The sequence below is a fragment of the Bacillus sp. LBG-1-113 genome (assembly GCF_020708615.1).
Taxonomy (GTDB): Bacteria; Bacillota; Bacilli; order Bacillales; family Bacillaceae; genus Bacillus; species Bacillus mojavensis.
On the sequence record NZ_JAJFDG010000004.1, the window covers coordinates 298,014 to 310,669 of the forward strand.

General features: G+C 46.6%; 13 protein-coding genes. 6 read left to right on the top strand and 7 right to left on the bottom strand.

Annotated features, from left to right (window positions below; translation table 11 throughout):
- Positions 1–11: 11 nt before the first annotated feature.
- Both LJF29_RS13075 and LJF29_RS13080 read right to left on the bottom strand, forming a co-directional pair.
- Positions 12–629 carry a TetR/AcrR family transcriptional regulator gene (locus LJF29_RS13075; protein WP_229148972.1) on the bottom strand — a complete coding sequence of 206 codons (618 nt, stop codon included), beginning with the start codon at positions 627–629 and terminating at the stop codon, positions 12–14.
- Positions 595–1,848: an MFS transporter gene (locus LJF29_RS13080; protein ID WP_229148973.1), complete on the bottom strand. Its 1,254-nt coding sequence runs from the start codon at positions 1,846–1,848 to the stop codon at positions 595–597. Before LJF29_RS13080 ends, LJF29_RS13075 begins: the two co-directional genes overlap by 35 nt.
- 129 nt (positions 1,849–1,977) lie before the next feature.
- Between LJF29_RS13080 and bstA the strand changes: the two genes are divergently transcribed.
- Entirely contained in the window at positions 1,978–2,514 is a 537-nt protein-coding gene (bstA, locus tag LJF29_RS13085) for a bacillithiol transferase BstA (RefSeq protein ID WP_229148974.1), read from the top strand.
- On the opposite strand, the gene LJF29_RS13090 is transcribed toward bstA, so the two are convergent.
- Positions 2,511–4,067 (bottom strand): MFS transporter, encoded by a 1,557-nt coding sequence (locus LJF29_RS13090; protein WP_229148976.1) that lies wholly within the window; start codon positions 4,065–4,067, stop codon positions 2,511–2,513. The genes bstA and LJF29_RS13090 overlap by 4 nt on opposite strands.
- Positions 4,068–4,180: 113 nt before the next feature.
- Positions 4,181–4,663: a MarR family transcriptional regulator gene (locus LJF29_RS13095; protein ID WP_059291612.1), complete on the bottom strand. Its 483-nt coding sequence runs from the start codon at positions 4,661–4,663 to the stop codon at positions 4,181–4,183.
- 172 nt (positions 4,664–4,835) lie between these two features.
- Between LJF29_RS13095 and mprF the strand changes: the two genes are divergently transcribed.
- On the top strand, positions 4,836–7,406 hold the full coding sequence (gene mprF / locus LJF29_RS13100) for a bifunctional lysylphosphatidylglycerol flippase/synthetase MprF (RefSeq protein ID WP_229148982.1): 2,571 nt from the start codon (positions 4,836–4,838) through the stop codon (positions 7,404–7,406).
- A gap of 15 nt (positions 7,407–7,421) precedes the next feature.
- Here the strand turns inward: mprF and LJF29_RS13105 are convergent, their stop codons facing one another.
- Positions 7,422–8,399: an ABC transporter substrate-binding protein gene (locus LJF29_RS13105; RefSeq protein WP_229148984.1), complete on the bottom strand. Its 978-nt coding sequence runs from the start codon at positions 8,397–8,399 to the stop codon at positions 7,422–7,424.
- A 156-nt stretch (positions 8,400–8,555) separates the two neighbouring features.
- Here LJF29_RS13105 and LJF29_RS13110 point away from each other — a divergent pair, with 156 nt between their 5' ends.
- The 4 genes from LJF29_RS13110 to LJF29_RS13125 all read left to right on the top strand — a co-directional run bounded on the left by LJF29_RS13110 (position 8,556) and on the right by LJF29_RS13125 (position 12,248).
- Positions 8,556–9,557, top strand: coding sequence for a FecCD family ABC transporter permease (locus tag LJF29_RS13110; RefSeq protein ID WP_229148986.1), 1,002 nt, complete (start codon positions 8,556–8,558; stop codon positions 9,555–9,557).
- A complete protein-coding gene (locus tag LJF29_RS13115; protein WP_010333443.1) occupies positions 9,554–10,585 on the top strand; it encodes a FecCD family ABC transporter permease in 1,032 nt (343 codons plus the stop codon). Before LJF29_RS13110 ends, LJF29_RS13115 begins: the two co-directional genes overlap by 4 nt.
- 113 nt (positions 10,586–10,698) lie before the next feature.
- On the top strand, positions 10,699–11,577 hold the full coding sequence (locus tag LJF29_RS13120; protein ID WP_229148987.1) for a PhzF family phenazine biosynthesis isomerase: 879 nt from the start codon (positions 10,699–10,701) through the stop codon (positions 11,575–11,577).
- A gap of 86 nt (positions 11,578–11,663) precedes the next feature.
- Positions 11,664–12,248, top strand: a complete 585-nt coding sequence (locus LJF29_RS13125) for a nitroreductase family protein (RefSeq protein WP_024120644.1) — start codon at positions 11,664–11,666, stop codon at positions 12,246–12,248.
- A 38-nt stretch (positions 12,249–12,286) separates the two neighbouring features.
- Here LJF29_RS13125 and LJF29_RS13130 read toward each other — a convergent pair whose 3' ends face one another.
- Both LJF29_RS13130 and LJF29_RS13135 read right to left on the bottom strand, forming a co-directional pair.
- Positions 12,287–12,478: a YfhD family protein gene (locus LJF29_RS13130; protein WP_229148989.1), complete on the bottom strand. Its 192-nt coding sequence runs from the start codon at positions 12,476–12,478 to the stop codon at positions 12,287–12,289.
- Between the two features lie 65 nt (positions 12,479–12,543).
- On the bottom strand, positions 12,544–12,654 hold the full coding sequence (locus LJF29_RS13135) for a YfhE family protein (protein WP_010333447.1): 111 nt from the start codon (positions 12,652–12,654) through the stop codon (positions 12,544–12,546).
- Between the last annotated feature and the right edge of the window lie 2 nt (positions 12,655–12,656).

A 12,656-nucleotide genomic window follows, 5' to 3' on the forward strand; every position in this document is an offset into this window, starting at 1 on the left:
TGCCGCGATGTTTATGCTTCATTCACTTGCAATACTGTTTTTAAATACAGTTTAGCTGCTTCAACCATTCCTGATACATCAGCTTTGTCCTCATCGAAATAAAGCGCGTTTTGGATGATGCCATCATTCACATTGAGAAAAAACTTAGTAATCGTCGCCAGAGGCTGCAACGGCTGAAATTCCCCCTGATCGATTCCTTTTTGCAAAAGCTTCGAAAACCTTGTCACAAAAAGATCATAACGTTTCTCCAAATACTCGCGCCGTTCTTCATTGCGCCAAGCTGTCACCAAATATTCAAATTGCACCGGAGCCAATGTATCCTCTGCTTCACGCAGACCTTCAGTCAGTCCATCGAGGTAGCTGGTAATAGTCTTCCAGACACTTCGGTTTTCAGCTGATTTATCAAGCTTTCGAAGTCCTTCATCGAGGCCTGCCTCAATGATGCGGCGAAACATCTCTTCTGTACTGGAAAAATAAAGATAGACGCCGCCCCTGCTGAAGCCCGACTCCTCCACAACGTCCTTCATTGTCGTTAATTCAAATCCTTTTCGTTTAAAAACGGTTTTGGCAGCTTCTAAAATCTCCGCTTGCCGTTTATCTTTGTGCTCCTTTGTTACTTTCGGTGACAAGATATCGCCTGCTTTCTGACATTTTCTTACCTATAAGTGTAGTCAACCCGGCCGCAATCAGCAAGCAGCCGCAGATCAGAAAAGCAAAAGATACGCCGATCAATTCGGCCAGCACGCCCCCGCCCGCCATGCCGAGAATGGAGGCGAGAGTCGTCGTGCTCTGAATAGCGCCAAACACTCTGCCGCTATAATCAACAGGTACAGACGTCTGAACAAGAATTTGAAACGGGACATGGACGAGGCCGAAAGCCGCTCCCATAATGAAAAAAGCGAAAATAAAAAGTGCTGTGCCGACAATTCCGAGGCCACCCAGAAATGGCACACATCCAGTTGCTATTCCAAGCAGACATGCCCCTAGTGTGAAATAAAGCAGATAAGAGGAAATTCGCCTTTTTCCTACAATGGCCGCCGTCAGCAGCATACCGGCCCCGCTTACGGCCATGCACCATCCTGCAAGCTCGGGCGGCGCACCGGGAAAAGAGCGGATGAGAATAATAGCCTGTGAATCACCAATCTGCAAAATGAAGAGAACCAAGCAAGCCGTGAACAAGCCCGTCAATAGAAGAGGTGTCTGTTTCATAAATTGAAAACCTTCTTTTATAGAAGCAAGTGCTGATGTTTTGTCTTGAGGTGTATTGGATGTTTGCTGAAACGCATCTCTCGGAAGCGAAAACAAAATGACAGCAGACAGAAGAAAAGCGCCCGCGTTGATGAAGAAAACGGAATGAATGGAGACTGCGGCGACCATTATGCCGCCAAGCGCGGGACCGAAAATTTTGGCGGTGTTATCGATGATGCTGCTGATAGAAACAGCCTGCTGAATGAAAGCTTCTGATGTCAATTCCTTAAGCTTGCCGTTTTTAGAAGGTGAAAACAATGAAGAAAAACAGCTCTGAAGGCTGAGCAATACGTAAAGCTGCCAAAGCTCACTGACATAAACACAGCTGATAACGGTGAGGGTGCGGCCGATTTCAGACAGAAACATGATCATTTTTCTGTCAAATCGATCTGCAAGCACACCCGATACGGGGCCAAGAACAATGACAGGCAGTGCAAATGACATCATTAAAAAAGACATATCCAGTGAAGAAGCATCCAGCTGAAAGGCGGCTAATGTTAAGACGGCCAAAATGTGCAGCCAGTCGCCAAGGGAAGAAATCGTTTGCGAGGCTAACAGCGTCATCAGCCCTTTATTTCTCCAAAACAATGATTGACCCATAGTTTTCTCCTCCTGCTCATAAAAATGACACTATTGTCGTTTTTTATTGTATGGGAAAATAACACAATAAACAATGGTTTTCTTGTAAAATAATAAAGATTGAATAAAGCATTCAGGAGGGAAATGGGCATGTCAACAGCCAATCTAAGCTATCCTATAGGAGAGTACAAACTTAGGAAATTCATATCAAACGAGCAGAAAGAAGAATGGATTCAAGTGCTGGAGGAAGTGCCGGCTAAGCTGAAGCAAGCCGTTGAGGGGATGACAGCCAGCCAGCTTGATACACCGTACCGAGAAGGCGGATGGACCGTCCGGCAAGTTGTACATCATCTGGCTGACAGTCATATGAATGGCTATATCCGTTTTAAATTAAGCTTGACAGAAGAGACACCGGCTATCCGTCCGTATGATGAAAAAGCATGGTCGGAGCTTGAAGACTCCAAAATAGCGGAGCCGAGCGGTTCACTCGCGCTTTTGCAGGAGCTTCACGGAAGATGGACAGCTCTTCTTCGCACTCTGACAGATCAGCAATTTCAGCGCGGATTTTACCATCCCGATACAAAAGAGGTCATTACCCTAGAGAACGCGCTCGGGCTGTATGTCTGGCACTCCCATCACCATATCGCTCATATTACGGAGCTTTCCAAACGGATGGGGTGGTCTTAACGCTTTTGCCGGCGGAAAGCCGGAAGACTGATTGCTGCAACCACCAGCACTGAAATCACGGCCGCCGCCGCATATAAATGATCATAGCCGCTGGCAACACTAGCATGAATGGCATCGCTTATCGCAGTTTTGACTTCAGGCACAGGTATGCGTTCGATCTGTTCTTGTAAAGAAGAAACATCTGAACTGTCGATCTCGGGAATCATCTGCATATCCTTCCCTGACTGTCCGCTGTCCGATAAGCGGCTGCTGATTTCATCACCGATTTGGTCAAATCCTGCTGTGATAAAACCTGCATAAAGAGTAGGCGCCAATGTCAGGCCAATTTGCCTTACCAATGATAGCGTGCCGAGCGCCGTGCCCTTATTCGTTTTCGCCGCCTCTGATACAAGGACGTTCAGCGGCGCGCCTAACAGAAAGCCAAAACCAATCCCAGCTACCACACTTGCGATCACAAACTCCCATTTCTCCGTCACCCAAAGCGGAAATAAAGCAAATCCCGCACATGAAATGATTCCTGAAAGCACAACAGTTTTCACCGGTCCTTTTTTGTCGGTGAGCGCTCCGCCAAGCCAAGCGCCGATTCCGGAAGCTAAGGCGAGAGGTGTCATCCAATAGCCGGCTTTTGCGGCAGGAACGCCTAAATATTGCTCAACATAGGACGGAATAAAAATAACCGCCGCCAACAGGCTCCCGGATAATAAACCGATGATAAGCGTTCGCTGAAACAGGTGATTCCGAAGTAAAGAATACGCCAGAATGGGATCGCCCCCGCGCATTTCCATCCGCTTCTCAAACCATACGAGCGCCGCAAAACAGAAAATACCAATTAGAATAAATCCATAAACCTCAGGATCTCCCAGGCTTTTTAAGAGATTTGTTCCGTCAAGGTTTGTCATGCCGTACATTACAGCCAAAATTGACAAGGACAGAAGAAAAATTCCGGCCGTGTCGAGACGTTTGGCCTCCGGCGCTTTGGTTTCCACAATAAAAAATGCACCGAGAACAACCAGCAGCACCGCAATCGGCAGGTTAATCAAAAACAGCCAATGCCACGATCCGGTCCAATCAAGCAGAAAGCTTCCGACATTGGGTCCTAGCACAGCAGCCATCCCGTTCATCGCCCCTAGCAAGCCAAGGGCCTTCCCTTGCTTTTCCTTTGGAAGCGTAGCAAGGACGTGAGAACTTCCGATGATGAAAATCCCGCCGCCTCCAAGCGCCTGAATCAGCCGTGAGATAAGAAAAAGCGGAAAGCTTTGGCTCAAGGCGACAAGCAAAGAACCGAGCCCGAAAAGGCCGACTTCAATAAGAAACAGCTTTTTTCTGCCGTAGCGATCGGAAAGCTTTCCGACGATCGGCACACTGACGCTGAGTCCGAGCGTATAAAGCGTAATGCCCCACGAACCCCAAGACGGGGAAACAGCAAACGATTCGTTTATCGTGGTCAGCGCAGCGGAGATGATCCCATTATCCAACGCAGCCATAAATACCCCGATGGTAAACAGGCTGATCGCCCACTTTTGGCTTTTTTGATCTGCCAATGCCTTTGGCATACTCATCAACTCCTTTTACTTCACTTGAAATATATTATTCATTTAAAATGAACTAAATGTCAAATAAAAAAAGTCTGCCTCCGCAGTTGCGGGAGGACAGACTTCGCCTGACATTATTCTTTTTTTGCCTGCTCCAGCGCTCTGGAAAGAATAGAAAGCCCTTTGGAAACAGCTTGCTTTTCATCAGGAGACAGCATTTCCAAGGAACGCTTCAATTTCATATGGCCCTTTTGATAAAGCCCGCGAAAAATATTTTTCGCATCCTCCGTTAAATGGACAACCACTGAACGGCGATCCTCTTCAGAATGCGATCGTTTAACAAAGCCGGATTTCTCAAGGCGGTCTAGCAGCCCGGTTGTATTTGACAGGGAAGCTCCCATTTTCTCTGCAATATCACTGACCTTCAGCGTTCCGTGATTGTTTAAAAGCATCAGCACTTTCATTTGCGGCATGCTCATATCCAGCTTCATCCACTCAGACACATCACCGAGCCCGGCAGATGTTAAGACTTTCATATAAAGCACCCAAATTTCACGTTCCTCAGATGAAAGAATATTTTCGTTTAATACTGTTGTATCATGTAAGTTATATTCCATTTGATCACTTCCTCATCATTCGCTCCTCTTACCATATTACTCGATTTTAACTGCTGAAAGAAAGTCAGCATAAACCGCAGATGGGACTTTGTCCGAAAAATAGCGGTAGTGTATAATGAGTTGGAGATTATTGGGGAAAGAAATATCGAACTGTATATGATTGGAGAGACCATTGCTGATTAAAAAGAATGCTTTATCAATTTTAAAAATCGTTTTTCCTGTTGCTGTTTTACTATTTGTGTTTTATCAGTCGAAGAAAGAATTGACAAACCTGTCATTCAAACGAACGCTTATGGTGATCAACGGGCTGGAGCGGACCGACTTATTCATTCTTGTGCTCATCGGCCTGCTTGCTGTTGCGGCCATGTCACTCTATGATTACGTTCTTAAATATTCGCTGCGCCTTTCGATCACAAACGGAAAGGTGTTCAGGGTATCCTGGATTGCTAATTCATTTAATAATGTCCTTGGCTTCGGAGGGTTAGCCGGAGTCGGGTTAAGAATGATGTTTTATAAGGAGCATACAAAAGACCATAAAGCGCTGGTGAAAGGAATTGCCTGGCTTACATCCTCGATGCTGCTCGGCCTTTCAGTTTTCAGCATTTTCGTTATCGCAAGATTGCTGCCCGTGGATGAAGTCATCAATGAAAAACCATGGCTGTGGGCGGTTGTTATCGGCTTCGCGCTGATTGTGCCGATCTCTTTGGCGGCGGCTATACGAAAAGGCCGCAAAGCAGAGGGTGAAGAGGACGGAGACATAGTGAAAAATCCGATTTTCGCTTATATGGGCGCTTCCGTAGCAGAATGGCTTATGGCTGGAATCGTAATCTATCTGTCTCTGCTCGCCATGGGAATTCATGCTGATATCAGGTATGTGTTCGGGGTATTTGTGATTGCGGCAATCGGAGGCATGATCAGTCTTGTTCCAGGCGGCTTCGGCTCGTTTGACCTTTTGTTTTTGCTCGGAATGGAGCAGCTGGGCTACCATCAGGAAGCCATTGTGACGTCGATTGTGCTGTACCGGCTCGTCTATTCATTTATCCCGTTCGTTTTGGGGCTGTTCTTTGCTGCCGGCGACCTGACCGAAAGCACGATGAAACGGCTTGAAACGAACCCGCGAATTGCACCGGCAATTGAAACGACAAACGTTCTGCTTGTCGTACAGCGGGCCATGTTAGTGAGGATTTTGCAGGGATCGCTTTCACTCATTGTGTTCGTAGGCGGTCTCATTGTCCTTGCGTCGGTGTCACTGCCGATTGATCGGCTGACAGTCATTCCGCACATTCCGCATCCGGTCCTTTTGCTGTTCAATGGGCTGTCCTTAAGCTCAGCGCTCATTTTGCTGATATTGCCGATCGAGCTTTATAAACGGACAAAACGGTCCTATACAATGGCGATTACAGCGCTTGTCGGCGGGTTTGTTTTCAGCTTTTTAAAAGGGCTTAATATCAGTGCTATATTCATATTGCCGATTATCATCGTTTTGCTTGTGCTGTTGAAAAAACAATTTGTCAGAGAACAGGCTTCCTATACGCTCGGGCAAATGATTTTCGCTGCGGCTCTGTTTACTGTGGCGCTGTTTAACTATAACCTTATCGCAAGCTTCATCTGGGATCGGATGAAGAAGGTGCTGCGCCACGAATATTTCGTCCACAGCACTTCTCATATTACACATGCGACCATTATGGCAGTCATCGCCGTTCCGCTGTTCTTCTTTATCTTTACAGTGGTGTATCATAAGAAAACCAAACCAATTGGGGAAAAAGCTGATCCAGAACGTCTTGCTGAGTTTTTGAATGATAAAGGCGGCAACGCGCTCAGCCATCTCGGCTTTCTGGGGGATAAGCGGTTTTATTTCTCAAGCGACGGCAATGCATTGCTTCTGTTTGGAAAAATCGCAAGGCGGCTGGTCGTGCTTGGCGATCCGTCCGGCCAAAAGGAATCGTTCCCACTTGTGCTCGAAGAATTTCTGAACGAAGCACATCAAAAGGGCTTCAGTGTTCTGTTCTATCAAATCGAACGAGAGGACATGGCGCTGTACCATGATTTTGGGTATAACTTTTTTAAACTTGGCGAGGAAGCCTATGTGGACTTAAACACGTTTACCATATCAGGGAAGAAAAAAGCCGGTTTGCGGGCGATCAATAACCGGTTTGAACGGGAGGAATATACCTTCCATGTTGACCATCCCCCATTTTCGGAAGCCTTTTTAGAAGAGCTCAAACAAATCTCAGATGAATGGCTCGGCTCGAAAAAGGAGAAGGGCTTTTCACTCGGGTTCTTTGATCCGTCGTATTTACAGAGAGCACCGATCGCTTATATGAAAAATGCTGAAGGGGACATTGTGGCTTTCGCAAATATCATGCCGATGTATCAGGAAGGCGAAATCTCGGTCGATCTGATGCGCTATCGCAGCGACGCCCCGAACGGTATTATGGATGCATTGTTCATCCGCATGTTTTTATGGGCGAAGGAGGAGGGATGCACGTCATTTAACATGGGTATGGCGCCTTTGGCCAATGTCGGCACAGCCTTTACATCCTTCTGGTCAGAACGCTTCGCGGCTGTCATTTTTAATAATGTTCGGTATATGTACAGCTTCAGCGGGCTCAGGGCATTTAAAGAAAAATACAAACCCGAATGGCGCGGAAAATACTTGGCGTATCGGAAAAACAGATCTCTTTCTGTCACCATGTTCCTCGTCACGCGTCTGATCGGCAAAAGCAAAAAAAACTCCGTCTAAACAGACGGAGTTTTTTTATTTAGACGTTAAGAAATACGTTTCAATATCGTCAAGCAGATAGTTTGCGGCTTTGATTCCGCCTGCGGTTGTCCACACGACGTCATCTACCTCATGGGCGTTCCCTGACTTCACAGCCTTAAGGTTTTTCCATAGTGAACTGCTCGTCCACTGGTTGGCCCATTTTTCATTATCTTTTGCATTATCGGCTTTATAAGTGAAATAAAAAAGCACATCGCCATCCATATCAGGAATGGATTCTTTGCTATCTGTTGAGAACGTGAACTGGTCCTTTTGTTTCTTGAATAGCTCCACTTGCTTTTCAGGACGTTTAAAACCAAGCTGGTCTAAAATAATGCCGGAGAATGAATCTTTATAATAAATTCTCGACTCGCCGGACAGAAAGCGAACAACAGACACGGTTTTGTTTGTCTGATCGCCAAGCTTATCTTTCATATCGGCAACGCGCTTATCAAAATCTGCAATGACTTCTTTGCCTTTGTCGGCCTTATTCACCGCGTCGGCATAAAGAGTCAGGTTATCCTTCCAGTTCCCGGCTAAAGATTCAGCAAAAACCGTCGGCGCAATCGCATTTAACTGATCATAAATCTTTTCTTGGCGCACTTTATTTCCAATAATCAAATCAGGCTTTAATTCCGCGATGGCTTCCACATTCGGTTCGGTTTCGAGCCCGACGTTTTTCACACCTTTCATGTCGTCTTTCAGGTAGTCATACCACGGATCACCCTTCCAAGACTTCACGGCCCCGACTGGTTTAATGCCAAGCGCTAAAAGCGCCTCTGTCCCTTCATTTGTTAAGACGACAATCCGTTTTGGATTGGCTGGAATATTGTCTGATGCCCCCATTGCATGTTTAACCGTTCTTGTTTTGCTGTTTGCCCCCTGGCTGTTACCGGAACTTTCTGAACTATTACAGGCAGAAAGCACCATAACGGCCATAAGGAATACAAATAGCATGCTGATATGCTTTTTCATCTTTTTCCTCCCAATATTGAAATTCATTATCATTTAGATCATAATAAGCAGTGGTGAGAGTGTCAATCATTAATTGAGGATGATTCTCAAAAACAATTAATTTACTGCAGTCATGGTGAAGAATGGTACATAGTAAATCACTAGGAGAATTGGATGATGATCTTCAAAGAGGCTTATTCGAAATGGATTTTGTTATTATGTCTGCTTTTCGTTTTGCTGGCGGCTGTCTGCGCAAGTGTCATATACGGCTATACCGGTACGTCATGGGGACAGGTCTATCAAGCATTTACATCTTTTAACGGATCAAATGAGCAAGTCATCATTAAAGACGTCAGGCTCCCGCGAGCACTGGTTGCCACAGTTGTCGGCGCTTCCCTTGCGGCTGCCGGCGCTCTGATGCAGGCGCTGACAAAAAACCCGCTAGCATCACCAGGGATTTTCGGAATCAACGCAGGGGCCGGCTTTTTTATTGTTGCCGGATCATTTTTTCTGCATATTCAATCACCCCAAGCGCTTGTATGGAGCTCGTTCCTCGGTGCTTCCTTTACCGCCGCGATTGTCTATGCCGCAGGTTCGCTTGGAAGAGAAGGGCTCACGCCGATCAAATTGACGCTGGCTGGAGCAGCCATGGCGGCAATGTTTTCTTCGCTGACACAAGGCATGCTTTCCGTCAATGAACTCGAGCTGGCTCAGGTGTTATTTTGGCTGACGGGCTCTGTGCAGGGCAGGAGTCTTGATTTGCTGCTGACAATGCTTCCGTATGCCGCGGCAGCGCTTATGATCAGCTGTTTCCTCGGCCAAAAAATTAATCTTCTTGTCATGGGAGAAGATGTTGCCAAAGGACTCGGTCAAAAAACGGGGCTGCTGAAATTCGTTATGGCACTATGTATTGTCCTGCTTGCCGGTTCGGCTGTCGCCATTGCCGGGCCGATTTCCTTTATCGGCATCATCATCCCGCACTTTGCCCGCTTTATCATCGGCAATGACTATCGCTGGGTTCTGCCGTTTTCCGCTGTTTTAGGTGCGATTTTACTTGTTGCCGCGGACATCGGGGCACGATATATCATTATGCCTCAGGAGGTTCCGGTCGGGGTCATGACGGCGATGATTGGCATGCCTGTGTTTGTTTACATCGCAAGAAGGGGGGCGAATCTATGAAACTACGTTTTGGCTTTACAGCGGCTGAAAAGAAAGCATGGATTGTCTTTTTTGTTTTACTCGGTTTAACAGCGGCTGTGTTCATCATAAGCGCCGGGCTCGGGCAGCGGTTCATTCCTCCTTGGGATGTGGCCAAAACATTTTTCGGTGCAGGTTCAAAGCTCGATGAAATGATGGTGATGTCGTTCCGCATGCCAAGAATTTTGACAGCTGTATGCGCCGGCGTTTGCTTGGCTGCGGCAGGCGCAATTTTGCAGGGGCTGGTCAGAAACCCTCTCGCATCCCCGGATATTATCGGAATCACGGGCGGAGCGGCTGTGGCTGTGGTGCTTGTCATGATGTTCTTCTCAGACCGAAGCGATTCACTGACGATCAGTCTGTCATGGCTTCCGGCAGCCGCATTTATCGGGGCATCAGTTGTTGGACTTATCGTTTATTTACTCGCATACAAAAATGGCGCCTCCACGTTTCGGCTGGTGCTGATCGGAATCGGATTTTCAATGTCTGCACAAGCGATGACCACATTGCTCATGATCAAAGGCCCGATCTACAGGGCGTCTCAAGCCAATGTATACATAACAGGTTCAGTCTACGGATCGAACTGGCAGCATGTAAAAATAGCCGTGTTGCTGTCAGCCATTCTCTTATTCATTTGTTTTATCTGTCTAAAAAATATGAATATACAGATGCTCGGTGAAGATATTGCGGCAGGTGCGGGAAGCTCCGTGCAAAGAAACCGGTTCTTCCTGCTGCTGCTGAGTACGGCTCTTACGGGCTGTGCGGTTTCGGTTGCCGGAACGATTGGTTTTGTCGGTCTGATGGCGCCGCACATCGCAAGGCGCCTCGTCGGCTCGTCTTACGGTGCGCTGCTCCCGGCATCTGCACTGATCGGGGCTCTGCTCGTATTAGGAGCAGACATCATCGGCAGAACCTTATTTGCCCCGGTCGAAGTTCCGGCAGGCGTTTTTACAGCGGCGATCGGCGCGCCCTATTTTATTTATTTGCTCTATAAAACAAGAAATTCCTGATCGTAAAACCCATTTTCTCTGAAAGAAAATGGGTTTTTTAATAATGACTGAAAATTGCCACTAATATTTTGTTATACTGACAGAGACATTGATGCAGAAAGGATGGCAGGCGAATGAAAGCAGAGGTATTAAAATATGAAGCATTTACGGAAAATCCCGGCAAAGGCAACCCCGCGGGAGTGGTATTGCACGGGGATGCTTACACAGAAGAAGAAATGCAGAGAATAGCTGAACTCGCAGGATATTCAGAAACCTCCTTTATTCGGAACAGCGAAGCGGCTGATCTTGAACTCCGTTACTTCACTCCTGGACACGAAATGGATTTATGCGGACATGCGACGGTCGCTTCCCTATACGCGTTATGTGAAAACAGAAGGCTGGAGAGCGGTAAAACGTACACCATCCAGACAAAAGCCGGTATCCTGCCAGCAAATATTTCTGAAAAAGAGGGGCGCATTCATATCACACTTGAACAGGCTGCTCCGAAATTCAGACCATTTACGGGCGACCGGGGAAAGCTCGCGGACGCATTAGGAATTACGGCGGAGGACTTTCATGATGACCTTCCAATTGTTTTTGGCAGTACAGGCATATGGACTGCAATTGTTCCGCTCAACTCATTAGAAGCCTCTAAAAAAATGGTGCCGAATAACAAACAATTTCCGGAAGTTCTAGTTGATCTGCCAAAAGCCTCAGTGCACCCGTTTACCTTTGAAACGATTCACTCTGACAGCGACCTGCACGGACGCCACTTTTCGTCGCCGTATTCAGGAACAATAGAGGATCCCGTGACTGGCACAGCATCCGGCGTGATGGGAGCTTACATGCAGCAATACGTCAGGTCCGGGCAGCGCACATTTATCATTGAGCAAGGACAGGAGATAGGGAAAGACGGAAGAGTGGAAATTGAAATAAACGGAGAAAACGATCACATCAAAGTGAACATGACAGGGACTGCCGTTTACTCAGAAACTCGGATTCTTGAAATCTAATAAGGCTGGAGGTTTACAAAAAGCCGCACTTTCCGTTATGATTATGATTGATAATCATTTTCAATTGGATAGGAAGGGTGAAGCTGATGCCTCAAGCCGAACAGATAAATCAAGATTCAGCACTGCGGGATATCATACGCAGCAGAAGATCAATCCGTAAATTTAAACAAGATCCCGTCCCTCCGGCTGTCATCCTTGACATGCTAGAAACGGCAAAATATGCGCCGAATCACAGAGTAACGGAGCCTTGGAGATTTATTTACGTTTCCAGTGAAACAGGAAAAGCAAGCTTGATTAAAACCTTTGCTTCATTTTCTAAAAAATCAAAGCCGGACATGACGGAAGAAAAACTCCAAAATTTCAAAAAGACACTCAGCCGTGTGCCTGGATTTCTGCTTGTTGTATTTCAGGAAGATGAGAACGAAAGAGCAAGAGATGATGATTTTGCGGCAACCAGCTCATTGATTCAAAATCTCCAGCTTCTTGCCTGGGAAAAAGGAATCGGCATGGTTTGGAAAAGCGGAAAGATCCTCTATGATAAAGACGTGCATCAAGCCTTTGGTTTACAGGATAACGAGCGCTTCGCCGCGATCATACAAACAGGCTATCCTGATGAAATGCCGGAAGTGAAAAAACGCACACCGATAAAGGAACGGTTCACCGAGCTGTAAAAAACCCCCTGTCTCAAGCAGAGACAAGGGGTTTTTCATTAACGTTTCTTGCTTTTCGCTCTCTTATCGGCCGCTTTCGCGCGCTCCTGCGCTTCGCGGTCATCCGCATCAGCGAGCTCGCTTGAATATTCCTCGTAAACGCCGTCAGTTTCTCGTTTTAACGCATCTGGAACCTGAGGAAGTTTTTGTTTGTTTTTATCACGGTTTTTGTGGATATGATTTCTGCCCATATCAAATTCCCCCTAAAAAGTGATATCAAACAAACATAGTATCTGCTTTCCGGCGCTATGTATCCCTACTTCCGCTTAGCAGCTTTTTCCGCCTTTTTAAATTCACTTGAATAAAGAACTTCCTGCATTTTCTTCAGGTTGGCTCCTTGCTGGTGCTTCTCCCTTTTCTTTTCCATAA

Coding starts and splice junctions, on each gene's coding strand:
- LJF29_RS13080 (WP_229148973.1), bottom strand. CDS start 1,848: ATGGGTCAATCATTGTTTTGGAGAAATAAAGGGCTGATGACGCTGTTA.
- bstA (WP_229148974.1), top strand. CDS start 1,978: ATGTCAACAGCCAATCTAAGCTATCCTATAGGAGAGTACAAACTTAGG.
- LJF29_RS13090 (WP_229148976.1), bottom strand. CDS start 4,067: ATGCCAAAGGCATTGGCAGATCAAAAAAGCCAAAAGTGGGCGATCAGC.
- LJF29_RS13095 (WP_059291612.1), bottom strand. CDS start 4,663: ATGGAATATAACTTACATGATACAACAGTATTAAACGAAAATATTCTT.
- LJF29_RS13105 (WP_229148984.1), bottom strand. CDS start 8,399: ATGAAAAAGCATATCAGCATGCTATTTGTATTCCTTATGGCCGTTATG.
- LJF29_RS13110 (WP_229148986.1), top strand. CDS start 8,556: ATGATCTTCAAAGAGGCTTATTCGAAATGGATTTTGTTATTATGTCTG.
- LJF29_RS13115 (WP_010333443.1), top strand. CDS start 9,554: ATGAAACTACGTTTTGGCTTTACAGCGGCTGAAAAGAAAGCATGGATT.
- LJF29_RS13120 (WP_229148987.1), top strand. CDS start 10,699: ATGAAAGCAGAGGTATTAAAATATGAAGCATTTACGGAAAATCCCGGC.
- LJF29_RS13125 (WP_024120644.1), top strand. CDS start 11,664: ATGCCTCAAGCCGAACAGATAAATCAAGATTCAGCACTGCGGGATATC.
- LJF29_RS13130 (WP_229148989.1), bottom strand. CDS start 12,478: ATGGGCAGAAATCATATCCACAAAAACCGTGATAAAAACAAACAAAAA.
- LJF29_RS13135 (WP_010333447.1), bottom strand. CDS start 12,654: ATGGAAAAGAAAAGGGAGAAGCACCAGCAAGGAGCCAACCTGAAGAAA.